The following is a 20,374-nucleotide window of genomic DNA, read 5'->3' as shown; positions in this document are numbered from 1 at the left end:
CCGCCGTGCGGCGCGGCGCCAAAGCGTCATTGCGCCCCCGCCGGGGGGATCCGCCGCTCCAGGTCCTGGCGGCGCGGATCGCTGGGGTCCAGGGCGGCGATCAGCGGCGTCCACTGGGCGCGCGTCTGCGCCGCATCGCCGCGCCTCAGCGCCGCCTCGCCCAGGAAGAAGCGCGCGCCCAGCTGGTCGGGATCGTGGCGCACGGCCTCGCGGAAGGCGGCCTCGGCGTCGGTGCCGATCCGGTCGTCGTTGGCCCGCACCAGGCTTTCGCCCAGCCGCGCCCAGGCCTGGCCGTCGTCGGGACGCAACGCGACCAGACGACGGAAGGCCGAGGCCGCACCCAAGGGGTCGTCGGCCTGGAACCGCGCGGCGCCCAGCATGGCCAGCGCCTGCGGATCGTCGGGCCGCTCGCGCACCACGCGGGCGACCACGGCGGCCAGCTGCGGCGGCTGCAGCGCGTCCGGCGTCTCGGCCCATTGATCGACCCGGCCTTCGTAGCCCTGGTCCGGCAGGCCGGGCGCCCCGACCAGGACATAGAGGCCCAGCGCCGCCGCCGTCGCCGCCCCGATCCCGGCCAGCACCCACAGCCGGTCGCGGGGCCCGGCGCGGACCGGGCGGTCCGCCTGGGCCGCCTCGCCCGCCAGCAGCCGCCGCGCCGCCTCGGCCCGCGCCGCCGCGTGGGCGGCCTCGTCCATCAGGCCCCGCGCCTTCAGCCGGTCCAGTTCCTCGATCTCGCGCAGTCCCGCGGCGGTTTCCGCCCGGGGCGCCGCCGTCGCGCCGCGCCGCGCGCCGCCCAGCACCGCCAGGGCGGCCAGGGCGGCGGCGAGGCCAGTCATCATCCAGAAGACGATCATGGCCCGCCGTCTAGCCCATGCGGGCCGGCCGTCAAAGCGCCCGCGACGCCGCGCCCGCCGTGGCCCGCGCCGTCTCGGCCGTCGCCGCGCGCCGCCGCACGGTGCGCGCCGCCTCCAGCGCTTCGATCAGGGTCAGATAGCGCGCGGCGATCCCGACCAGCCGAAGCGCCCGGTCCACGTCCGGCGCCTCGCCGTCGGCGACGCTGTCCAGGGCCTCGTTGGCCCAGATGGTCAGATAGTCGGTCAGTTCGGCGTTCAGCCGCTGGCGGTCGGATTCGCTGCCGAACACCACCGCCGGTCCGCGCAAGGCCGTCACCAGTCCCAGCAGGGCCGCCGCCGCCTCGATCGGCTCGCCCTCGGTCGGCGCCTCCAGCCAGGGCGCCATGCGCGTCATCCGCCCGGCGATGGTCTGGCGTTTCATCGGCAAGGCCGCATGGGCCGCCGCCCCGGCCGAGCGCATCAGCCCCGACAGCTGGCCGGACAGCTTGACCCGCGCCATTCGCGTGGTCTTGCCCCACGGCGAGTCCGGACGCAGCTGCAGCGTCAGGTCCAGTTCCGACAGGACGGCGGCGCACCATTCCGCGTCGGTCACGGCGGCCTGGGCCTCCGCCTCGCCCGGCGCCGACCCCAGGGCGCCCAGCCGCGCCACCCGTTCCGTCACCGAGGCCAGCAGCCGGTCGACGAAGACCGCCATCTCCGAATGGCTGAGCACCAGTTCGTTGCCGGCCGAGCGGCTGGTCCGGGTGACGACGCGCAGCATCCGTTCGGCGTCGGCCACATGGGCGAACAGGATGTCGACGATCCGCCGGCCGCCCTGCTCGCCGACGGCGTTGGCGTCCTGGATCAGCAGCCGCAGCCCCGCCGCCTGCTCGTCGTCGGGCCGCTCCAGCCAGGCCGGCAGGCGCGGCAGGGCGCGGCGCGCCAGCGGTCCCAGGTCGAAACAGCCGGCCAGTTCCTCGCGCGCCTCCCGCGGGGCGTCGGGCCAGACCTGGCCGTGGCGGTCGCGCACGGCGGCGGCGGCGGCGGCGCACAGCCGGTCGGCGGCCGTCGTCCAGTCGCCCTCGGTCGGGCCCGCCCCGTCCAGCAGCGGCAGCAGGTCGGCCTCGCGCTCGGCGGCGACGCGCCAGGCGCGGTCGCGCGCGCCCGGGGGGAAGGTCAGGCCGGCGACGCCGTCCTGGCGGGGCGCGAACATCGGGGCCAGGGGCGCCAGGGCGATGTCGCGACGGCGGCGGCCGCGCCACTCGTCCTCGATCATCCGGGCCAGGTCGGCGGTGCGGTCGTCGGCCGCCCCCTCGACCGGAAAGCCGCCGCGCAGGCCGTCCAGCACCGCGTCGCCGCAGCGCTGGATGAGGCCCGTCAGGACCGACCGTTGCGTTTCGGATAGCGTGGCCAACCCCGTCTCCGCCGTTCGGCGACATGGTGGGCCGCCGAGATTAACAAGCGCTTGGCGTCACAGTTCGGCGGCGGGCAGCTCCAGCACCACCTTCAGCCCGCCCATGTCGCTGTCCCCCAGCCTCATCCGGCCGCCATAGGCCCGCGTCAGGTCGTCGACGATGGACAGGCCCAGGCCCGATCCCGGCGCGTCCTCGTCCAGGCGCGCGCCGCGCTTCAGCACCTCGGCGCGGGCGGCCTCGGGCAGGCCTGGCCCGTCGTCCTCGATCACCGTGACCAGCCGTCCAAGCCCGTCCGGCCCCGCCGACACGCGCACGCGCCGTCGGCTGAACTTGGCCGCGTTCTCGATCAGATTGCCCAGGATTTCCTGCAGGTCCTGCCGCTCGCCCAGGAAGGCCAGGCCGTCGGGCGCGCGCCAGTCGATCTCCACCCCCTTGTCGCGGAACACCTGCTCGATCATCACCGCCAGTTCGTCCAGCACCTCGGGCACGTCGGTCTTCTCGCCCAGGCCGTGGGCGGCGCGGGCGGCGGCGCGGGCGCGGCGCAGGTGGTGATCGACCTGGCCCTGCATCACCTTGGTCTGGCGCCGGACCAGTTCCGGCAGCGTCCCCTCGGCCGTCCCCGCTTCGGCCATCATCACCGAGATCGGCGTCTTCAGCGCATGGGCCAGGTTGCCGACGTGGGTGCGCTGGCGCTCCACGACCTCCTGATTGTGGTCCAGCAGGCGGTTGACCTGCTCGGCCAGGGGCTGGATCTCGACCGGATAGCTGCGCCCGATCCGCGCCGCCTTGCCCTTGCGGACATCGGCGATCTCGTTCCTCAGATCATAGAGGGGGCGCAGGCCGACCTGGACCTGGATGAAGACCGCCGACACCAGGCCGAAGCCCATCACCAGCAGGGCGATCCAGGTCACGGTGGCGAACTGGCGGGTGTCGGCGTCGATATTCGACCGGTCCAGCGCGGCCAGGAAGACGACCGGCTCGTCGTAGCGCGGGATGGACTTCATGCTGGCGGCCGCGCGCAGGGGCTCGCCCTTGGGGCCCACGGTGTTGAAGCTGATGACGTCGCCGAAGGCCGCGTCCAACCGGTCGGGCAGGTCCGGCGGGGTGTCCAGGTCGTAGTTCCACAGCGAGCGGGACCGCTCCAGCATCACCAGCCGCCCGTCCGCCCCCTCGCGCGCGATCGCCCAGTACTTGCCCGACAGCAGGCGCAGGGTGCGGGCGTCCTGGATCTGGGGCACGGCCTGGTCGCGCGGCGTGCGCGCCGCCGCAACCACGATCTCGTCGACCGTCTCGTTCAGCACGTTTCCCAGCCGGCGCAGGGCCGATTCCTGGAAGGCCTGGGTCAGGAACAGGGCCGCGATCACCAGGGCCAGCAGGATCCACGCCGCCGCCAGCCAGATCAGGCGCCGGGTCAGCGAACGGCCGGGCCGCCCGAACCAGCGGCCCCAGTCCCGCCGCGGCGGCCGCGCGGACGCGGGGGCCGGGGCCTCGTTCACGCCGCTTCGGTCTCGCCCGGCAGGGGCGTCAGCCGATAGCCCAGGCCGCGCACGGTCTCGATCCGATCCGATCCGACCTTCTTGCGCACCCGGCCGATGAACACCTCGATGGTGTTGGAGTCGCGGTCGAAGTCCTGGTCATACAGGTGCTCGACCAGTTCGGTGCGGCTGATGACCCGGCCCTGGTGCATCATCATGTAGTGCAGCAGCCGGTATTCCAGGCTGGTCAGGCGCAGGGGCTCGCCGTTGACGCTGGCCCGCGCCGCGCGCGGGTCCAGCCGCAGGCCGCCGCACGACAGCGTCGCCGAGGCGTGGCCGGCCGAGCGGCGCAGCAGCGCGCGCAGCCGCGCCAGCAGCTCCTCGGTATGGAAGGGCTTGGTCAGATAGTCGTCGGCCCCGGCGTCGAAGCCCGCCACCTTGTCCGACCAGGCGCCGCGCGCGGTCAGGATCAGCACCGGCGTCGTCTTGCCCTCGCGCCGCCAGCGCTCCAGCACCGACACGCCGTCGATCTTGGGCAGGCCCAGGTCCAGCACGATGACGTCATAGGGTTCGTTCTCGCCCAGATAATGGGCTTCCTCGCCGTCCGGGGCGTGATCGTCCGCATAGCCGGCGTCGCCCAGGGCCGTCTTCAGCTGACGCGACAGGTCCGCGTCGTCCTCGACCAGAAGCACGCGCATCAGTTCGGCCTGCGACGCTGGGTGTTGTTGTCGTTTCCGCCCTGGCTGGTGCGGCCGGTCTGGCCGTCGACCACGACCTCGCGCACCCGGCCGTCGCGCTCGACCAGCACGGAATAGTCGCCGTTGCGGCGCGGCTGGGTGTCGATCACGCGGCCGCCGCCGGCCTGGCCGCCGCGTCGGCGGGCCTCGTCCGGGCTGACGCGCGGCGCGGGCCGCTCCTGCGACTGCTGACGTTGATCGCGCGACTGGGCGACCGCCTCCGTCGACAGGACGGGAGCGAAGGCCAGGGCCGCGACGGCGACGATGAGACTGGCGGGTTTGCGGAACATGGCGGTCGATCTAGCCCCGTGCGCCTGAACAGGCGCTGAATGGTCCGTATAGGTGAAATGGGCGGCGCGGCAAAACCAAGGAACGGTGATCGTGACCGATTTCTCATCTGGATGAACCGAACCTGATCGTCCCTGTTCAGATCGGGCTCAGCCGCCGGGTGGTCATCTGGCCTCATCGCTGGTCGCCCCGACCGGCGCCGAAAACGAGGAGTCCTCCCATGCGGAAGTTCGTCATCACCGCCGTCGCCCTGGCCGCCGTTTCGGTCGCCGCGCCGTCGTTCGCCCAATCCTATCATCGCCCGGCGCCGCACGCCGTCAGCTACGGCTCGTGGCAGTCGATCAACGCCCGCCAGGCCAATCTGGACCGCCGCATCGACCAGGGCGTCCGCACCGGCCAGCTGAGCCGCCGGGAAGCCACCCGGGTGCGCGGCGAATTCGCCAGCCTGCTGCGTCTGGAAGCCAACTACCGCCGCGGCGGCCTGAGCGCCTGGGAGCGCAACGACCTGGATCGTCGCTTCGACCGCCTGTCGGCCCAGGTCCGCTACGAGCGTCGCGACCGCGACAACCGCCGCGGCTGATTTCGTCACGACGACCTCAGGGGTCCGCGCGCTCCCGCAGCGCGCGGACCCTTTGTCTGAGGTGCGGCAGGACCTCGGCCTCGAACCAGGGATTGCGCTTCAGCCAGGCGGTGTTGCGCCATGACGGGTGCGGCAGGGGCAGGACCGCCGGGCCGTAGTCGCGCCAGGCCCGCACCGTCTCCGTCATGTTGGCCTTGGCCCGTCCGCCCAGCGCCCAGGCCTGGGCGTAGCCGCCGACCAGCAGGGTCAGCTCCACCCCCGGCAGGGCCTCCAGCAAGCGCGGCCGCCACAGCTCGGCGCAGCGCCGCGGCGGCGGATAGTCGCCGCCTTTCGGAGCGGTTCCCGGATAGCAGAAGGCCTGGGCCGCCACCCCGATGCGGGGATCGCCGTAGAAGGTCTCGTAATCCACCCCCATCCAGTCGCGCAGCCGGTCGCCCGAAGGGTCGGTGAAGGGCCGCCCGCTCTCGTGCACCCGCCGACCCGGCGCCTGGCCGCAGATCAGCAGACGCGTCTCGGGCGAGACCCAGACCACCGGCCGGGGCGTATGCGGCAGCGCCCCGGCGCAGGCGCGGCAGGCGCGGATGTCGGCGACGACCGCGTCGAGGTCAGTCGTCATCGCCTTCTTCGACCGGCGGGCGGCGGCTCAGGGCCAGGGCCGTCTCCTCCTCGGTCGGCAGCCGCAGCCGGGTCACGCCCCGGAAGTCGTCCGGATCGACGGGCTTGCCCTTCTTGGTGATGGTCAGACGGCCCTGGCGCATCAGCCCCAGCGCGGTCGTGCGCACCTTGGGCAGCATGCGCTGCCACTGTTCGGGCTGCAGCGCCTTGGCCACCTCGGCCGGCTCTATGCTCTTGCCCGGGCCGAGGGCGGACAGTTTTTCGAAAATTGCGGCTTCGATCGGATCGCTCATCGCGCCTATATGCTGCACCGCACGCTCAGAAGTAAGACCAAGACATGGCCAACAAGATCACCGTGACCGAGGGCGAGTTCGCCGGCTGGCAGACCTACGACCACCACGCCACCTTCGACACCGTCGTGGGACCCTTCTACGGCCGCCCGGACCCGGACGGCCAGATGCGCTGCGCCTTCCGCGCCGAGCCCAAGCACATGAACGCCGGCGGGCGGATGCACGGCGGCTGCCTGATGACCTTCGCCGACATCGCCCTGTTCCAGATTGCCTATCAGGAGCTGGAAGGCGCCTCGGGCGTCACGGTGCAGCTGGATTCCACGTTCATCGACGGCGCCTATGTCGGCGAACTGATCGAGGCGACCGGCCAGGTCAGCAAGGCCGGCAAGAGCCTGATCTTCGTGCGCGGCCAGATCACCGCCGGCGAGCGTCTGCTGATGACCTTCTCGGGCGTGATCCGGAAGTTCACGCCCAGGTGATCGGGTCAGACCAGCAGGACCTGGACGTCATAGTCGATCAAGGTCCGGTCGGACGTGACCAACGTCGCACCTTCTATCTGGGCCTGCGCGACGATCAATCGATCGAAGGGATCCCGATGAATCCAAGGCAGGCTGGAGACTTGCCAGGCATGACGAACGTTCACCGACAGGAACCGACAGTCCTGGGCCTGCAACTCCTCGATGAAGCGCTCGTTGATATCGAGCTTGCCGAGAGAGCGCTTGATCGCGACTTCCACCACGGACACGGCGCTGACGACTATTTCGTTGGACGTGTCGCCCAGTCGTTCAAGGGTTAAGCCCGACAATCTCTCGGGCTTCGCGATCAGCCAGATCGCGACGTTGGTGTCGAGCAGGTATCTCAATCCGTGGGGCTCGGATCGCCCGGAGAGATTTCGCTTTCATAGAACATGCGGGCGATCTCCTCGTTGGTTTCGGGGCTGTCCCAATCGTCCGCCAAGTGGATTTCGTCTCGCATCCGGCCGAACTCCCGCTTCCTTTTCGGACTCTCCTCCGGCTGGATCGGATTGAGCCGCACCAGCGGCCTGCCCGCCTTGGCGATCACCACCTCCTCGCCCGCCAGCGCGCGTTCGATCAGCTTCGACAGCGTGGTCTTGGCTTCGTGGATGTTCGCGGTGACGGCCATGCCGGTAAGCTAACCTAGCTAACCCGAATTTTCAATCACACCCCCGCCTGCGCCGCCGGCCGCGCGCGGCACGTCTCCAGCCAGCGCGCCAGGTTCTCCAGCTCGGCCGGCGGGCGGTATTTGATCAGCCGGCCGAAATCCAGGCCCACCACGGCGACGATGTCGGCGATGGTGAAGCGGTCGGCGATGAATTCGGTGTCGGCCAGGCGCCGGTCCAGCGTCTTCATGAACCTCTCGGCGCCCGCGCGATTGTACTCGGCCACCTGGGGCTGCGGCGTCTCCAGCACCGCCAGGGCCGGATGGCTGAAGCGCACGGTCAGCATCATCGGATTGGCCAGATAGATTTCGCACCGGCGCATCCACATCTCGATGACGGCCTGCTCCTTCGGGTCGCGGCCGAACAGGTTCGGCTCCGGATGCAGCGCCTCCAGATAGCGGCCGATAGCGATCGATTCCGTCAGCCGGGTTCCGTCAGCCAGCTCCAAGGCCGGAACGTGCGGCACGCCGAACTTCGCCCGGTAGTCGGGCGTGCGGTGTTCGCCCGACATGATGTCGATCTCGACGACCTCGACGTCCTGGATGCCCTTCTCGGCCATGATCCAGCGGACCCGGCGCGGGTTGGGCGCGCGGTGTGAGGTGTACAGCTTCATAGCGGCGTTCCCGTTGCGTTTGGAAACGCTACTGCGCGAACACCGCCGCGGGCAAGGCGCCGACGATGGCCGCGCTCATCAAGGTGGCCATGAAGCCGGCGAACAGGGCCTTCCAGATCAGGCCCAGCACCTCTTCGCGCCGCTCGGGCATCAGGACCGACAGGCCGGTCACCGTGATGCCGACCGAACCGATGTTGGCGAAGCCGCACAGGGCGTAGGTCATCAGCATCCGCGTGCGCTCGCTCATCTCGCCCGCCGGAATGCGACCCAGGTCGATGAAGGCGACGAACTCGGTCAGGGTCAGTTTGACGCCCAAGAGCCAGCCGGCCTTGCCCGCCTCGGACGCCTCGACCCCCGTCAGCCAGGCCAGGGGGGTGAACAGCACGCCCAGCATCCGCTCGACCGTCAGCGGCTCGCCGAACACGACGAAACCGCTCAGCATCACATTGACCAGAGCCACCAGCGCCACGAAGACGATCAGCACCGCCGAAATGTTCAGCACCACCATCAGCCCGTCCGACGTGCCTTTGGAGATGGCGTCGATGGCGCTGTCGTACTTCAGCGCGGAATCGTAGCTGATGGCCTGGGCGGCCTCCTTGTTGGGCTCCGGCACGATGATCCGCGCCAGCAGCACCCCGGCGGGCGCCGAGACGATGGAGGCGACCAGCACGTGCCCCGCCGCATTGGGCAGGGTCTGGGACAGGATGCTGGCGTAGGCCACCATGGTCGAACCCGCGACGGTGGCCAGGCCGACGGTCATCATCAGGAAGATCTCCGACCGGCTCAGCTTGTCCAGATAGGCCTTGATGACGATCGGGCTCTCGATCGTGCCCAGAAAGATGTTGGCCGCCACCGCCAGGGCCGAGGCGCCGCCCAGACCCATGGTCCGCTGGAACAGGAAGCCGAAGCCCCGGATCAGCCACTTCAGGATTTTCCAGTGCCACAGCAGGGCCGACAGGGCCGAGATCACCAGGATCAGCGGCAGCACGTTGAAGGCGAAGGTGAACAGCGCCCCCTCGTTGGCCACCGCATAGGGCTGCTCGCCGCCCGCCAGATAGCCGAACACGAACCGCGTGCCCTGGGCCGTGGCGGCCGCCAGGCCGTCGATGGCGCCCGTCACCGCCGCCAGCACGCCGCGCGATCCGGGGATGGCGAACAGGGCCAGGACCAGCGCCGCCTGCACCGCCACCGCGCCCAGCGCCAGCTTCCACGGGAACACCCGGCGGTTCTCCGAGATCGCCCAGCACAGGGCGACGATGACGACCAGGCCGAACAGGCTCTGGAGGTTCAGGAGGCTGAACATGAAGTCGGATTCCCACGCCGCGCGGCGGCTTCATCCGCTTCAAGGACAAGTTGACGCGGCTGGCAAGGGCGCCGGGGCCTCAGTCCAGACGGAAAACCCGATCCAGGCTGGCCGCGCCGGGCCCGCGCGCGATCAGATAGACCAGCGGCCCGGCCCACAGCAGGTGGGTGGGCCAGCCGGTCGGCACGACGAACAGCTGGATCACCGCCGTCATCAGCAGCAGGCCGATCGCCGCCGGCCGGGTCAGCAGGCCCAGCACCAGCAGGATCGGCAGGGCGTGTTCGGCATAGGTCGCCAGATGCGCCGCCAGGTCCGGCGGCAGCAGCGGCACGCGGTACTCCTCGGCGAACAGATACTCCGTTGACGGCGACAGGGTCAGCAGGCCGTCGACCTTGGTGCGGCCGGACAGGAAGAAGGGCGCGGCGACGCCGACGCGCAGCAGCAGGGCCAGCGGCCATTCGGGAACGGCGTCGGTGAGGCGCTGGTGGAAACGGGCGATGACGGTCATGGGTTCGGTCTCTGGATGGTTTCGAAGACGCCGAGCGCGATCAGGCCGGCGAACAGGGCGGGGACGTCCAGGCCCGGCTGGGCCGACTGGGCGGAAAGCGCGGCGGCGCCGAAGGCGCGGCCCTTGCGGCAGGCGCCCAGGAAGACCCATTCGGCGCGGGTCAGGCGGCGCGCCCGGACCTCGGCGTCCGGACGGTGGACCAGCAGGCCCTCCGGCTCGGCGCGCCAGGCCAGTTCGGCCCCGGACTGAGGATAGCGGTGCGCCAGCCACAGCGAAGGCGCGGTCCAGTCGAACCAGAACAGGCGCGCCGACGGGTGCAGCCGGGCGGGGACGCCGGTCAGGGCCAGGCCCAGGGCCGCGGCCTGACGGGCGTTCAGCGTGCGCGCGTCCGGCGCCAGGTGCGCCTCGGTCCAGGCGCGGTCCAAGCGCGCGGCCGGCGCCAGATAGGCCATCTCCCGCGCCGGCTCGAACCGGGCCAGCCAGTCGGGAAAGCCCGCGCCATAGGCGGCCAGGACGGGATCGTCGCCGGGCTGTTCCTCGACGAACTCGCGCGCGGCGGCGCGGAACCATTCGCCGCCAACCAGCTGCGACACGGTCGGATAGTTGGCCTCCAAGGCGTCGATGCGGCCTTTGATGGCGGTGTTGCGATAGACGGCGACGGCGCCCAGCGTTCGGTCGTCCGGCGCCAGATGCGGCCACAGATCGTCGAACCGGCCCTGAAGCGCGGTCTCGAAGGCGTCGTGAAAGGCGGTCATGCGTGGGTCTCCACGGCGGCCAGCGCGTCGGCGGCGCGGGCCTGTTCGGCCAGAAGCTCGGCAAAGGCGGGGACCTGTCCGTCCCGCTCGATCAGGGTCGGCCGGGCGCCGATGCGGTCGACTAGGCGCCGGTGCAGGCGCCAGACGGCCTCGTCGACCGGGGCGTCGTGGCTGTCGATCAGCAGGCTTTCGCCCCAGACCGGATCGGGGCGATGCCCCGCCAGGTGGATTTCGCCGACCAAGTCGCCGGGCACGGCGTCCAGCCACGCCTCGGCCGACAGGCCCATGTTGGCGGCGCTGACGTGCACATTGTTGACGTCCACCAGCAGGCCGCAGCCGGTGCGCCGGGCGATCTCGACCAGAAAGTCGACCTCGTCCCACTCATGACCGGCCATCGGCAGATAGGCGGTCGGGTTCTCGATCAGCAGGCGGCGTCCCAGATGTTCCTGCGCCTCTTCAACGTGGTCGCAGACCAGTCGCAGCATCTCGCGGCTGCGCGGGACCGGCAGGAGGTCAGGGTGATAGACGTTCCCGCGCCGCGACCAGGCCAGATGTTCGGACACCACGAAGGGCTCGAACCGATCGATCAGGGCGCGGAAGCGGGCCAGGTGCGCGCGGTCGGGGCGCTCGTCCCCGGCCAGCGACAGGCCCACGCCGTGCAGCGACAGCGGCCGGCGCGCGCGGATGCGCTCCAGCCAGGTCAGGCGCGGCCCGCCGGCGACCATGTAGTTCTCGGGATGGACCTCGAACCACAGGCCGTCCTGCGCGCCGACCGCCGGCTGGCCGTCCGCCTCGGCATAGTGCTGGGGCTTCAGACCGAGCCCGGCGGTCGGGGCGACGGACATCAGCGGTTCGGAATGGCGGTCAGCGAGCCATTGCCCTTGGGCGTCTGGATCGAGGTGCAGGTGCCCTTGGCGACCAGCTTCCAGGCGTTGCCCTGATAGTCGCGCACCGAGGTGCCGGCGCAGGTGGTGCCGGGGCCGGCGGCGCAGTCGTTCTGGCCGGCCTTGGCCACGCCGTAGCACTTCTCCATCGCGCGTTCCTGCTCGGCGGAGGGACGGTTTTGCGCGGCGGCGGCGTGGGCGCCCAGGGCCAGAAGGGCGCCGGCGCCGATCGCGATCTTGGCGGAGGTGGCGAGGGTGGTTTGCATCGGGGTCGTCTCCTGTAGGGGACCGGTCCGGGGCGGAGCGGCCTGACGGGAGAGGGTTCGTCGCGACGGCGGCGCAGGTTACGAAAAAAGTCCTCGAGGAATTTCCGCGCCGTCGTGTAACCATCGACCGGTCCGACGCGAATGGAACGCTGCGTGGTCGACAGGGAAGCCGAGCTCAAGCGTCTGATGTTGCGGGGTCTCGATGGCGACGCCGCGGCCTGGCGCGCCCTGCTGTCCGAGATGCGCGGCGCCCTGACCCCCTTCTTCAAACGTCGCCTGATCGGCTGCGAGGCCGATGCGGAGGATCTCGTGCAGGACTGTCTGATCGCCATCCACGCCAAGCGCGCGACCTATGACCGGTCGCTGCCGTTCACGGCCTGGGCCTATGCGATCGCCCGCTACAAGCTGATCGACCATTTCCGCCGCCTGGGCCGGCGCCCCGACGTGCCGCTGGAGGAGGCCTCGGTCCTTCTGGCCGAACACACGGTCGAGGACGGCGTCATCCGCCGCGACTTGAAGACGGTCCTGTCCATCCTGCCGCTGCGCCAGCGCCGCCTGATCGAGGACGTGCGCATCGGCGGTTTCAGCCTGGCCGAGGCGGCCGCCCGCAACGGCTTCACCGAGGGCGCGGCCAAGGTCAGCGTCCACCGCTCCATGAAGACGCTGTCCGCCAGCGTGAAGACCGATGAAGACTGACGACCTGATCGACGCCCTGGCGGCGGGACTGGAACCCGTCGCGCCCGCGCGGATGGACCCGGCATGGCTCTGCTGGGCGGGCGGCGCGGCGACGGTCGCGGTGGCCCTGCTCCTGGGCGTCCGCCCCGACCTGACCGAGGCGCTGCAGGCGCCGACGCCCTGGCTCAAGGCGATCTACACCGCCCTTCTGGCGGGGGCGGCGATCCGGCTGGCCACGCGCCTGGGGCGTCCCGGCATCGACGCGCGCCCGGCGGCGGCGATGCTGCTGGCGGTGGTGGCGGCCGCCGTCCTGTGGGGCGGGATTGAGACGGCGATGACCCCGGCGGACCAGCGCATGGCCGGCTGGCTGGGCGGAACCTGGACCGTCTGCGGGCGCAACATCGTGCTGGCGTCGGCCTTCGCCGCGCCGCTGGTCTTCCTGTCGGCGCGCAAGCTGGCCCCCACGCGCCCGACGGCGGCGGGCCTGGCGCTGGGCGTGGCGGCCGGCGGCATCGCCGCGACCGCCTACGGCCTGCTGCATTGCGGCGAGGCGACGGCAGCCTTCGTCGCCACCTGGTACACGCTGGGCGTGGCCGCGGCGGGCCTGATCGGCGCCGTGGTCGGCCGTTTCGCCCTGCGCTGGTGACGCCCTACAGCTGGCGGCGCACCAGCCTGCCGTAGTGCTCCATCAAGTCCAGCGACAGGGCGCCGGGCGTGAAGCGATAGTCGCCGATCTCGCTGACCGGGGTCACCTCGACCGCCGTGCCGGTCAGGAAGCATTCGGAGAAGTCCGACAGTTCCTCCGGCCGGATGTCGCGCACCACCACCTCGATCCCCTTGGCCTGGGCGATCTCGATCACCGTCTGGCGGGTGATGCCGTCCAGGATGTGGTCGACCCTTGGCGTGTGCAGCACGCCGTCCTTGACGAAGAAGACGTTGGCGCCGGTCGCCTCGGCCACGAAGCCGCGCCAGTCCAGCATCATGGCGTCGGCGAAGCCGCGCCGCTCGGCCGCGTTCTTGGACATGGTGCAGATCATGTACAGACCCGCCGCCTTGGCCGTGGTCGGGGCGGTGGCCGGATCGGGGCGGCGCCACTTGGACCATTCCAGCCGCAGGCCGCGCGCCTTGACCTCGGGGTCGAAATAGCTGGGCCAGTCCCACACGGCGACGGCCAGGTGCACCTTGTTGTTCAGGGCCGAGACGCTGGTCTGCTCCGGCCCCAGGAAGGCGACGGGCCGCACGTAGCAGTCGGTCAGGCCGTTCCGGGCGCAGGTGTCGTTGCAGATGGCGTCGATCTCGGCGACGCTGTAAGGGATTTCGAAATCGAGCAGTTCGGCCGACCGCTTCAGGCGCTCAGAATGGGGCGTCAGCTTGAAGATTTCGCCGCCATACATACGCTCACCCTCGAACACGGACGATCCGTAATGCAGGGCATGGGTCAGAACGTGCGTTTTCGCTTCCCGCCAGGGCACGAAATCGCCATCTACCCAGATCCAGCCGTCACGATCGTCGAAAGGAACGAAGGCCATTGCAATACGTCTCCCGCGGAACTGAGGGTGTTAGACCCGCCCGAATCGCTCAGGTCAACGCCTTGAGCGGGGAGAAGGCCGCATGAGCCTGACGGAATCGCGTCCTTACGGCCGTTCCGGGCCGATCGCGGGACCCGGCGTGGGCCGCCATCTGCTGATCGTCGACGACGACGACCGCATTCGTGAGCTGCTGAAGGAGTTCCTCTCGCGCGAGGGCTACCGGGTCACGGGCGCCGCCCACGCGGCGGCGGCCAAGCGGATGATGGAGCTGATCGAGTTCGACCTGGTCGTGCTGGACGTCATGATGCCCGGCGAAAGCGGCCTGGACCTGACCACCTGGGTTCGCGAGAAGGCCGAGACCTCCAAGACCCCCGTCCTGCTGCTGACCGCCCGGGGCGACGCCGAGGACCGGATCGAGGGCCTGTCGCGCGGCGCCGACGACTATATGGCCAAGCCGTTCGAACCGCGCGAACTGGTGCTTCGGATCGAGGCCATCCTGCGCCGCACGGGCGGCAAGCCCCTGACCCCGCGCGAGATCAAGCTGGGCGCCGCCGTCTTCGACATGGAGCGGCTGGAGCTGACCCGCGAGGGCAAGCCCCAGCGCCTGACCGAGGCCGAGGCGCAGCTGCTGAAGACCCTGGCGCTGCACGCCCACGCCCCGGTCGAGCGGATGAGCCTGTCGCCCGACACCGCCGACATCACCGGCCGCGCGGTCGACGTCCAGGTCACGCGCCTGCGCCGCAAGCTGGAGGCCGACCCCAAGAACCCGCGCTATCTCCAGACCGTGCGCGGCGTCGGCTACATGCTGGCGCCGGACTGAGCCCCGGAGCGCGCCCATGCGGCTGCTGCCCGCCTATCTGTGGCCGCGCTTCCTGAAGCGGCGCCTGCCCACCTCGCTGTGGGGCCGGTCGCTGCTGATCATCGTCCTGCCGGTGCTGGTGATGCAGACGGCGGTGACCTGGATCTTCTTCGACGCCCACTGGCAGACCGTGACCGCGCGCCTGTCGGAGGGGCTGGCCGGCGACATCGCCTGGGCGGTCGAAAGCTACGAGGACGATCCGACGCGCGAGAACCTGGACCGGATCGCCGAACGGGCCGAACGATCCATGTCCCTGTCCATCGCCTTGCAGGAGGACCGCACCCTGCCCACCGAGCAGCGCCGCGGGGCCATCGGCGTGGTCGACCGGGTGCTGGACCGGGCGCTGGCGGGCCGGCTGGACCGCCCCTACTGGTTCGACACCACCCGCTACCCCGCCTATGTCGACATCCAGGTGCAGGAGCCGCAGGGCGTGCTGCGCATCATCGCCCCGCGCGAACGGGCGGTGGCGACCCAGGCGCACATCTTCGTGCTGTGGCTGGCGGTGGCGACCATCCTGCTGATGGGGGTGGCCATCCTGTTCATCCGCAACCAGGTGCGCGCCATCGAGCGGCTGGCCGACGCCGCCGAGGCCTTCGGGCGCGGCGAGACCGTGCCGCGCTTCAAGCCGCACGGCGCGCGCGAGGTCCGGGCCGCCGCCACCGCCTTTCTGGCCATGCGCGACCGCATCCAGCGCCACATCGACCAGCGCACGGCTCTTCTGGCCTCGGTCAGCCACGACCTGCGCACGCCCCTGACCCGTCTGCGGCTGGAACTGGCCCTGGCCCCGCCCTTCAAGCGCCAGGCCGCCATGCGCGGCGACCTGGACGAGATGGAGCACATGATCGACGAATACCTGGACTTCGCCCGCGGCGAGGCCGGGGAGCCGCCGGCCCCCGTCGTCATCCCCGATCTGCTGGAGGCCGCCGCCGCGGACGCCCGCCGCGTGGGCGCCGAGGTCGAGGTGGTCGCCCCCGCCGGCCTGACCACGGCCGTGCGCCCCCTGGCCTTCAAGCGCGCCCTGGTGAACCTGACCGGCAACGCCGCCGCCCACGGCGACCGGGTGCGGCTGTCGGCCCGTCCCCTGGCCTCGGGCGGGCTGGAGATCCTGGTCGAGGACGACGGGCCGGGCATTCCCGAGGGGTTGCACGAGGAGGCGTTCCGCCCCTTCTCGCGCCTGGACGAATCCCGCAACCAGAACCGCAAGGGCGTGGGCCTGGGCCTGGCCATCGCCCGCGACGTGGCGCGCGGCCACGGCGGCGAGGTGACCCTGGGGCGCAGCGACCTGGGCGGGCTGAAGGCGATCATCCGCCTGCCGACGCCGGTTTCCACCGCCGCCCCCTCTAGCGAAACGGCGCCCTAGGGGTCATCTTCAGGTCCGACAGGGACTGGAGATGGATCACCATGCGTAAATCGCCTTTCTTCGCGCCCGCCGCCGCCGTGGCCGCCGCCCTCGCGGTCGCCGGCGCCGCCCAGGCGCAACCGGAGGCCGCTCAATCGGCCGTCAACGTCACCCTGGGCGCGGAGCTTCAGAGCCGCGTCGACAAGCTGGGCGACCGAGAAGTCGGCGAACAGGTCGCGCGCCTGCAGACCGAGGTCGAACAGGCCCTGTCCCAGCGCTATCCCGGCGCCTCGGCCCAACTGGTGCTGACCGACCTGAAGCCCAATCGTCCGACCATGCAGCAGATGCGCGACACCCCGGGCCTGGACCCGATCCGCAGCGTCTCGATCGGCGGCGCGGCGGTCGAGGGAACCATCGTCACCGCCGACGGCGAAAGCCGCCCGGTGAAGTTCTCCTACTTCTCGCCCAGCATCCGCGACGTCTATGGCTACGGGGTCTGGCACGACGCCGATCGCGCCTTCGACCGTCTGGGCGCGGGCATCGAGCGCGGGCGCTACTGACGCCTTAGAGCGTCAGCCCATCTCTCGGTTGCGGCGCACCGCCGCCGCAACCGTTTCCCGCAACGCCGTCGTCAGCCGGCCGTCCTGGTCCAGGGCGTCCAGACCCGCCCGGGTCGAGCCGCCGGGCGAGGCGATGCGCGCGATCAGGGTCTCCAAGGCGTCGTCGCCCATGGAGTCCGCCGCCGAACGCAGGGTCGCGCGCGCCAGCACGTCGGCCGTCTGCTTGTCCAGGCCCGCCGCCTGGCCGCCGCGCGCCAGCGCTTCGGTGAAGGCGTACACATAGGCCGCGCCCGATCCGGCGACGGCGGTCGCGGCGTCCATCAGGCCTTCGTCCGGCAGGTCGACCGTCTCGGCCATCGGCTCGAACAGGGCGCGTCCCAGCGCCCGCGCCGCGGGATCGGCCGCCCAGACCGAGGCCACGCCCCGGCCGCGCGACACGCCCGTCGTCGGCATCACCCGCCCGATGGGCCATCCGCCCAGCCCTTCGGCCAGGGTCGGCGCCGTCACGCCCGCCATCACCGACAGGATCACCGCCTGGTCGCCCAGGAAGGGCAGCAGCGGCGGCATCACCGTGCGCCACATCGCCGGCTTGACCGCGATCACCACGGCGCGCGCGTCCCTCAGCGCCTCGGGCTCGGGATTGATCCGCGCGCCGCGCGCCCGCGCCGCCTCCGAGGCCGGCTTTTCGGACGGGGTCAGGACGATCAAATCGGCGGGCGCGACCGCGCCGGTCAGCAGCCAGCCCTCCAGAATGGCGGACCCCAGCCGGCCGCAGCCGACCAGGACGACGGGACCGGAAACCGCCATCAGGCCGTGCCGACCGTCTCGAACAGGCAGGCGTCGATCGCCTCCTGCGGCTTCTTGTTGCCCCGGACCATGAAGTCGAAGGCGGGATAGTAGCGGTCCGCCGCCTCGATGGCCGCGTCGATCATCGACGCCGCCTGGGCCAGGGTCGGCCGCTCGCCCAGCGGCAGGGCCAGAGAGTGGCGGAAGACGATCTCGCCGTCCTCGGCCCACACCTCGAAATGGCCCATCCAGGTGCGCTGGTTGATCAGTCCGACCAGTTCATAGGCCGCCGTCTTGCGGCTCTTGGCCACGCGCAGGTCCAGGGCGCAGCACAGCTGCAGGCAGTCGCCCTCGGGCCGCCAGGCGAACCACAGCTCGTAGTCCTTCCAGTCGCCGGCCAGGGAAAAGGCCAGGTCCCCGTCGTCGGTGCGGTCGAACGGCAGGTTCTCGGCCGTCAGCACATGTTCGACGACTTCCAGCGGGTCGACGGGGATCTCCACCTCTTCGGGCCGGGCTGCGTCCATGGAGAGCAATCTCGATTCTGACTCAGGCCACGCGATTCGCGACCGTTAACGGGACGTTAGGCGTGTTCGCGGATTCGGCTCAACCGGCTGCGTCCTGCGGGGGAGTTCCGCCTGTGGACGTTCCCTTGCGAGGCTTGCCGGCGGGCTTTTCCGCCGCCTTCAGCGCCGCGATCTCGGCGCGCAGGGCCGCGATCTCGTCCTTCAGCACGTCGAATTCGTCGCGGCGCACCAGATCCATCTCGGCCGCCAGGCGGTCGGTCTGGGCGCGCCAGGCGGTCCTGGCCTCTTCCCCCGCCGCCTGGGCCAGGCCCATCGCCCCGGTCGTCAGCTTGGCGAACTCGTCGAGGAGGGGATTTCGGGTCTGCATGGTCGGCTCCGAATCGAGCAGGGTTAACGAAGGTTTGCGCCATATGGTGAACGAAACCTTGATGGCCATGCGATGGCGTCGCGCGAACGGGCGAAGCGCCCTATATCCCCGGCGATGACCGAGGAGCCGCTCACCGACCTTAAGGCCGCCGCGCTGATCGCCGACGAGGCGCGGCGCGCGCCCGACAAGCCGGGCGTCTATCGCATGTACGGCGAGGACGGGACGTGCCTCTATGTCGGCAAGGCCCGCAGCCTGAAGAAGCGCATCGTCCAGTACGCCCAGGGGCGGTTCCACACCCAGCGCATCGGCCTGATGGTGTCGCTGACCCGGTCGATGGAGCTGGTGGTCACGGCGTCCGAGACCGAGGCCTTGCTGCTGGAATCCAACTTCATCAAGAAGCTGAAGCCGCGCTTCAACGTGGTGCTGCGCGACGACAAGTCCTTCGCCGAACTGATGATCCGGCGCGACCACCGCGCGCCGCAGGTCCGAAAGCATCGCGGCGCCCACACCATCAAGGGCGACTATTTCGGCCCCTTCGCCTCCACCTGGGCGGTCAACAACACGCTGAACACCCTTCAGAAGGCCTTCCTGCTGCGGTCCTGCTCGGACAGCGTCTATGAGACCCGCACCCGCCCGTGCATGCTGCACCAGATCAAGCGCTGCTCGGCGCCCTGCACCGGCCTGATCAGCCTTGAGGACTATGGCGAGCTGGTCACCGAGGCCGAGCAGTTCCTGCGCGGCAAGTCGCGCGCCGTCATCGGCCGCCTGTCCCAGGAGATGCAGGCCGCGTCCGACGACATGGACTTCGAACAGGCGGCGCGCATCCGCGACCGCATCCGCGCCCTGTCGGCCATCGCCATGGAGAATTCCGTCAGCGCCGAGGGCCTGGCCGAGGCGGACGTCTTCGCCCTGCATTCCGACGGCGGCCAGGCCTGCGTCCAGGTCTTCTTCTATCGCGCCGGCCAGAACTGGGGCGGGCGCGCCTATTTCCCGCGCGTGGACAAGTCGGACACGGATCCGGAGATCCTGGCGTCGTTCCTGGGGCAGTTCTACGAGGACAAGCCGGTTCCGCGCCTGATCCTGTCCAACGTCCGCCCGCACGAGCTGGAACTGCTGGAAGAGGCCTTCTCGATGAAGGCCAAGCAGGCCGACGGCCGGCGCGTCGTCGCCATCGAGCGTCCCCAGCGCGGCGACCGCAAGGCCCTGGTCGACCACGCCCTGACGAACGCCCGCGAGGCCCTGGGCCGCCGCCTGGCGGAAAGCTCGGCGCAAGGGAAAATCCTGGACGAGGTGTGCGAGGCCTTCGGCCTGGAGGCCCGACCCGAACGGATCGAGGTCTATGACAACGCCCACATCCAGGGGACCAACGCCGTCGGCGGCATGATCGTGGCCGGGCCCGAGGGCTTCCAGAAATCCCAGTACCGCAAGTTCAACATCCGGGGCGACGACCTGACCCCCGGCGACGACTACGGCATGATGCGCGAGGTGCTGCGCCGCCGCTTCTCGCGCCTGGTCAAGGACGAGGCCGAGGGCGAGGAGGTCGTGCGCCCCGACCTGCTGCTGATCGACGGCGGCGCGGGCCAGCTGGCCGAGGTGCTGGCGGTGATGGCCGAGATGGGCGTCGACGACATCGCCGTGGTCGGCGTCGCCAAGGGGCCGGACCGGGATGCGGGCATGGAGAAGTTCTTCATGCCCGGCAAGCCGCCCTTCATGCTGCCGCTGAAGTCGCCGGCGCTCTACTACCTGCAGCGCCTGCGCGACGAGGCCCACCGCTTCGCCAACGGCGCCCACGCCAAGCGCCGCTCGATGGACATCAAGAGGAACCCGCTGGACGAGATCGAGGGCGTGGGCCCCGGCCGCAAGAAGGCCCTGCTGCACGCCTTCGGCTCGGCCAAGGGCGTGGGCCGCGCCTCGGTCGCCGACCTGGTGAAGGTGGACGGCGTCAGCCAGCCCCTGGCCGAACGCATCCACGCCTTCTTCCGCAAGGCGTGAG

Annotated in this window: 27 protein-coding genes; 8 read left to right on the top strand and 19 right to left on the bottom strand. The window is 70.8% G+C overall.

Going from position 1 to position 20,374, the window contains the following annotated elements:
* Positions 1-26: 26 nt before the first annotated feature.
* The 5 genes from ccmI to M8231_RS01430 are packed head-to-tail and all read right to left on the bottom strand — an operon-like array spanning position 27 to position 4,750.
* Positions 27-854, bottom strand: coding sequence for a c-type cytochrome biogenesis protein CcmI (gene ccmI, locus M8231_RS01450; protein ID WP_250202099.1), 828 nt, complete (start codon positions 852-854; stop codon positions 27-29).
* A 31-nt stretch (positions 855-885) separates the two neighbouring features.
* A complete protein-coding gene (locus M8231_RS01445) occupies positions 886-2,247 on the bottom strand; it encodes a hypothetical protein (RefSeq protein WP_249751489.1) in 1,362 nt (453 codons plus the stop codon).
* Between the two features lie 57 nt (positions 2,248-2,304).
* On the bottom strand, positions 2,305-3,744 hold the full coding sequence (locus tag M8231_RS01440) for a sensor histidine kinase (protein ID WP_249751490.1): 1,440 nt from the start codon (positions 3,742-3,744) through the stop codon (positions 2,305-2,307).
* Complete coding sequence (locus tag M8231_RS01435) at positions 3,741-4,421, bottom strand: response regulator transcription factor (protein WP_250202098.1); 681 nt, start codon at positions 4,419-4,421, stop codon at positions 3,741-3,743. Before M8231_RS01435 ends, M8231_RS01440 begins: the two co-directional genes overlap by 4 nt.
* On the bottom strand, positions 4,421-4,750 hold the full coding sequence (locus M8231_RS01430; protein ID WP_249751492.1) for a hypothetical protein: 330 nt from the start codon (positions 4,748-4,750) through the stop codon (positions 4,421-4,423). Before M8231_RS01430 ends, M8231_RS01435 begins: the two co-directional genes overlap by 1 nt.
* A gap of 218 nt (positions 4,751-4,968) precedes the next feature.
* On the opposite strand from M8231_RS01430, the gene M8231_RS01425 reads away from it, so the two are divergent.
* Positions 4,969-5,328: a hypothetical protein gene (locus M8231_RS01425; RefSeq protein ID WP_249751493.1), complete on the top strand. Its 360-nt coding sequence runs from the start codon at positions 4,969-4,971 to the stop codon at positions 5,326-5,328.
* Between the two features lie 16 nt (positions 5,329-5,344).
* Here the strand turns inward: M8231_RS01425 and M8231_RS01420 are convergent, their stop codons facing one another.
* Together M8231_RS01420 and M8231_RS01415 are read right to left on the bottom strand one after the other, a co-directional pair.
* Complete coding sequence (locus M8231_RS01420) at positions 5,345-5,944, bottom strand: uracil-DNA glycosylase family protein (protein ID WP_250202097.1); 600 nt, start codon at positions 5,942-5,944, stop codon at positions 5,345-5,347.
* Positions 5,934-6,236, bottom strand: a complete 303-nt coding sequence (locus M8231_RS01415) for a DUF3253 domain-containing protein (protein ID WP_249751495.1) — start codon at positions 6,234-6,236, stop codon at positions 5,934-5,936. Before M8231_RS01415 ends, M8231_RS01420 begins: the two co-directional genes overlap by 11 nt.
* 44 nt (positions 6,237-6,280) lie before the next feature.
* Here M8231_RS01415 and M8231_RS01410 point away from each other — a divergent pair, with 44 nt between their 5' ends.
* Positions 6,281-6,712: a PaaI family thioesterase gene (locus tag M8231_RS01410; protein WP_249751496.1), complete on the top strand. Its 432-nt coding sequence runs from the start codon at positions 6,281-6,283 to the stop codon at positions 6,710-6,712.
* Positions 6,713-6,717: 5 nt separating this feature from the next.
* Here the strand turns inward: M8231_RS01410 and M8231_RS01405 are convergent, their stop codons facing one another.
* The 8 genes from M8231_RS01405 to M8231_RS01370 form a co-directional block, all read right to left on the bottom strand.
* Positions 6,718-7,095 carry a type II toxin-antitoxin system VapC family toxin gene (locus tag M8231_RS01405; RefSeq protein ID WP_249751497.1) on the bottom strand — a complete coding sequence of 126 codons (378 nt, stop codon included), beginning with the start codon at positions 7,093-7,095 and terminating at the stop codon, positions 6,718-6,720.
* A complete protein-coding gene (locus M8231_RS01400; RefSeq protein WP_249751498.1) occupies positions 7,092-7,376 on the bottom strand; it encodes a type II toxin-antitoxin system Phd/YefM family antitoxin in 285 nt (94 codons plus the stop codon). Before M8231_RS01400 ends, M8231_RS01405 begins: the two co-directional genes overlap by 4 nt.
* Positions 7,377-7,411: 35 nt before the next feature.
* Positions 7,412-8,026: a glutathione S-transferase family protein gene (locus tag M8231_RS01395; protein ID WP_249751499.1), complete on the bottom strand. Its 615-nt coding sequence runs from the start codon at positions 8,024-8,026 to the stop codon at positions 7,412-7,414.
* 28 nt (positions 8,027-8,054) lie between these two features.
* Positions 8,055-9,329, bottom strand: a complete 1,275-nt coding sequence (locus M8231_RS01390) for a NupC/NupG family nucleoside CNT transporter (protein ID WP_250202096.1) — start codon at positions 9,327-9,329, stop codon at positions 8,055-8,057.
* Positions 9,330-9,408: 79 nt separating this feature from the next.
* Complete coding sequence (locus tag M8231_RS01385) at positions 9,409-9,837, bottom strand: DoxX family protein (RefSeq protein ID WP_249751500.1); 429 nt, start codon at positions 9,835-9,837, stop codon at positions 9,409-9,411.
* Positions 9,834-10,592, bottom strand: a complete 759-nt coding sequence (locus M8231_RS01380) for an HvfC/BufC N-terminal domain-containing protein (RefSeq protein ID WP_250202095.1) — start codon at positions 10,590-10,592, stop codon at positions 9,834-9,836. Before M8231_RS01380 ends, M8231_RS01385 begins: the two co-directional genes overlap by 4 nt.
* On the bottom strand, positions 10,589-11,437 hold the full coding sequence (bufB, locus tag M8231_RS01375; protein ID WP_250202094.1) for an MNIO family bufferin maturase: 849 nt from the start codon (positions 11,435-11,437) through the stop codon (positions 10,589-10,591). Before bufB ends, M8231_RS01380 begins: the two co-directional genes overlap by 4 nt.
* Positions 11,437-11,742 carry a BufA1 family periplasmic bufferin-type metallophore gene (locus M8231_RS01370; RefSeq protein WP_249751502.1) on the bottom strand — a complete coding sequence of 102 codons (306 nt, stop codon included), beginning with the start codon at positions 11,740-11,742 and terminating at the stop codon, positions 11,437-11,439. Before M8231_RS01370 ends, bufB begins: the two co-directional genes overlap by 1 nt.
* A gap of 153 nt (positions 11,743-11,895) precedes the next feature.
* On the opposite strand from M8231_RS01370, the gene M8231_RS01365 reads away from it, so the two are divergent.
* Both M8231_RS01365 and M8231_RS01360 read left to right on the top strand, forming a co-directional pair.
* Positions 11,896-12,438 carry a sigma-70 family RNA polymerase sigma factor gene (locus M8231_RS01365; protein ID WP_250202093.1) on the top strand — a complete coding sequence of 181 codons (543 nt, stop codon included), beginning with the start codon at positions 11,896-11,898 and terminating at the stop codon, positions 12,436-12,438.
* A complete protein-coding gene (locus M8231_RS01360; RefSeq protein WP_249751504.1) occupies positions 12,428-13,063 on the top strand; it encodes an NrsF family protein in 636 nt (211 codons plus the stop codon). Before M8231_RS01365 ends, M8231_RS01360 begins: the two co-directional genes overlap by 11 nt.
* A gap of 4 nt (positions 13,064-13,067) precedes the next feature.
* Here the strand turns inward: M8231_RS01360 and M8231_RS01355 are convergent, their stop codons facing one another.
* Entirely contained in the window at positions 13,068-13,946 is an 879-nt protein-coding gene (locus tag M8231_RS01355) for a branched-chain amino acid aminotransferase (RefSeq protein ID WP_249751505.1), read from the bottom strand.
* A gap of 82 nt (positions 13,947-14,028) precedes the next feature.
* Between M8231_RS01355 and M8231_RS01350 the strand changes: the two genes are divergently transcribed.
* From M8231_RS01350 to M8231_RS01340, 3 genes are read left to right on the top strand one after another with little or no spacing between them, the layout of a single operon-like run.
* Positions 14,029-14,766 carry a response regulator gene (locus tag M8231_RS01350; protein ID WP_249751506.1) on the top strand — a complete coding sequence of 246 codons (738 nt, stop codon included), beginning with the start codon at positions 14,029-14,031 and terminating at the stop codon, positions 14,764-14,766.
* Between the two features lie 16 nt (positions 14,767-14,782).
* Positions 14,783-16,165: an ATP-binding protein gene (locus M8231_RS01345; RefSeq protein WP_250202092.1), complete on the top strand. Its 1,383-nt coding sequence runs from the start codon at positions 14,783-14,785 to the stop codon at positions 16,163-16,165.
* Between the two features lie 41 nt (positions 16,166-16,206).
* Positions 16,207-16,704 (top strand): hypothetical protein, encoded by a 498-nt coding sequence (locus M8231_RS01340; protein WP_249751507.1) that lies wholly within the window; start codon positions 16,207-16,209, stop codon positions 16,702-16,704.
* A 12-nt stretch (positions 16,705-16,716) separates the two neighbouring features.
* Here M8231_RS01340 and M8231_RS01335 read toward each other — a convergent pair whose 3' ends face one another.
* The 3 genes from M8231_RS01335 to M8231_RS01325 form a co-directional block, all read right to left on the bottom strand.
* Positions 16,717-17,511 (bottom strand): pyrroline-5-carboxylate reductase family protein, encoded by a 795-nt coding sequence (locus tag M8231_RS01335; RefSeq protein ID WP_249751508.1) that lies wholly within the window; start codon positions 17,509-17,511, stop codon positions 16,717-16,719.
* Entirely contained in the window at positions 17,511-18,014 is a 504-nt protein-coding gene (locus M8231_RS01330; RefSeq protein ID WP_249751509.1) for a type III secretion system chaperone family protein, read from the bottom strand. The genes M8231_RS01335 and M8231_RS01330 overlap by 1 nt, the downstream gene beginning before the upstream one ends.
* Positions 18,015-18,093: 79 nt before the next feature.
* Positions 18,094-18,381, bottom strand: coding sequence for an accessory factor UbiK family protein (locus tag M8231_RS01325; RefSeq protein WP_250202091.1), 288 nt, complete (start codon positions 18,379-18,381; stop codon positions 18,094-18,096).
* Between the two features lie 114 nt (positions 18,382-18,495).
* On the opposite strand from M8231_RS01325, the gene uvrC reads away from it, so the two are divergent.
* Entirely contained in the window at positions 18,496-20,373 is a 1,878-nt protein-coding gene (uvrC, locus tag M8231_RS01320; protein WP_249751511.1) for an excinuclease ABC subunit UvrC, read from the top strand.
* The last annotated feature ends 1 nt before the right edge of the window (position 20,374 follow it).

The organism is Brevundimonas albigilva (assembly GCF_023573565.1).
Taxonomy (GTDB): Bacteria; Pseudomonadota; Alphaproteobacteria; order Caulobacterales; family Caulobacteraceae; genus Brevundimonas; species Brevundimonas albigilva.
Note: the sequence above shows the minus strand (reverse complement) of the source record. Positions and strands in the feature narration are given on the sequence as shown.

Excerpts from the sequence above, each read along its gene's own strand:
- ccmI (WP_250202099.1), bottom strand. The coding sequence starts at position 854 with ATGATCGTCTTCTGGATGATGACTGGCCTCGCCGCCGCCCTGGCCGCC.
- M8231_RS01435 (WP_250202098.1), bottom strand. The coding sequence starts at position 4,421 with ATGCGCGTGCTTCTGGTCGAGGACGACGCGGACCTGTCGCGTCAGCTG.
- M8231_RS01430 (WP_249751492.1), bottom strand. The coding sequence starts at position 4,750 with ATGTTCCGCAAACCCGCCAGTCTCATCGTCGCCGTCGCGGCCCTGGCC.
- M8231_RS01425 (WP_249751493.1), top strand. The coding sequence starts at position 4,969 with ATGCGGAAGTTCGTCATCACCGCCGTCGCCCTGGCCGCCGTTTCGGTC.
- M8231_RS01420 (WP_250202097.1), bottom strand. The coding sequence starts at position 5,944 with ATGACGACTGACCTCGACGCGGTCGTCGCCGACATCCGCGCCTGCCGC.
- M8231_RS01415 (WP_249751495.1), bottom strand. The coding sequence starts at position 6,236 with ATGAGCGATCCGATCGAAGCCGCAATTTTCGAAAAACTGTCCGCCCTC.
- M8231_RS01410 (WP_249751496.1), top strand. The coding sequence starts at position 6,281 with ATGGCCAACAAGATCACCGTGACCGAGGGCGAGTTCGCCGGCTGGCAG.
- M8231_RS01400 (WP_249751498.1), bottom strand. The coding sequence starts at position 7,376 with ATGGCCGTCACCGCGAACATCCACGAAGCCAAGACCACGCTGTCGAAG.
- M8231_RS01395 (WP_249751499.1), bottom strand. The coding sequence starts at position 8,026 with ATGAAGCTGTACACCTCACACCGCGCGCCCAACCCGCGCCGGGTCCGC.
- M8231_RS01390 (WP_250202096.1), bottom strand. The coding sequence starts at position 9,329 with ATGTTCAGCCTCCTGAACCTCCAGAGCCTGTTCGGCCTGGTCGTCATC.
- M8231_RS01385 (WP_249751500.1), bottom strand. The coding sequence starts at position 9,837 with ATGACCGTCATCGCCCGTTTCCACCAGCGCCTCACCGACGCCGTTCCC.
- M8231_RS01380 (WP_250202095.1), bottom strand. The coding sequence starts at position 10,592 with ATGACCGCCTTTCACGACGCCTTCGAGACCGCGCTTCAGGGCCGGTTC.
- bufB (WP_250202094.1), bottom strand. The coding sequence starts at position 11,437 with ATGTCCGTCGCCCCGACCGCCGGGCTCGGTCTGAAGCCCCAGCACTAT.
- M8231_RS01370 (WP_249751502.1), bottom strand. The coding sequence starts at position 11,742 with ATGCAAACCACCCTCGCCACCTCCGCCAAGATCGCGATCGGCGCCGGC.
- M8231_RS01360 (WP_249751504.1), top strand. The coding sequence starts at position 12,428 with ATGAAGACTGACGACCTGATCGACGCCCTGGCGGCGGGACTGGAACCC.
- M8231_RS01355 (WP_249751505.1), bottom strand. The coding sequence starts at position 13,946 with ATGGCCTTCGTTCCTTTCGACGATCGTGACGGCTGGATCTGGGTAGAT.
- M8231_RS01350 (WP_249751506.1), top strand. The coding sequence starts at position 14,029 with ATGAGCCTGACGGAATCGCGTCCTTACGGCCGTTCCGGGCCGATCGCG.
- M8231_RS01345 (WP_250202092.1), top strand. The coding sequence starts at position 14,783 with ATGCGGCTGCTGCCCGCCTATCTGTGGCCGCGCTTCCTGAAGCGGCGC.
- M8231_RS01340 (WP_249751507.1), top strand. The coding sequence starts at position 16,207 with ATGCGTAAATCGCCTTTCTTCGCGCCCGCCGCCGCCGTGGCCGCCGCC.
- M8231_RS01335 (WP_249751508.1), bottom strand. The coding sequence starts at position 17,511 with ATGGCGGTTTCCGGTCCCGTCGTCCTGGTCGGCTGCGGCCGGCTGGGG.
- M8231_RS01330 (WP_249751509.1), bottom strand. The coding sequence starts at position 18,014 with ATGGACGCAGCCCGGCCCGAAGAGGTGGAGATCCCCGTCGACCCGCTG.
- M8231_RS01325 (WP_250202091.1), bottom strand. The coding sequence starts at position 18,381 with ATGCAGACCCGAAATCCCCTCCTCGACGAGTTCGCCAAGCTGACGACC.
- uvrC (WP_249751511.1), top strand. The coding sequence starts at position 18,496 with ATGACCGAGGAGCCGCTCACCGACCTTAAGGCCGCCGCGCTGATCGCC.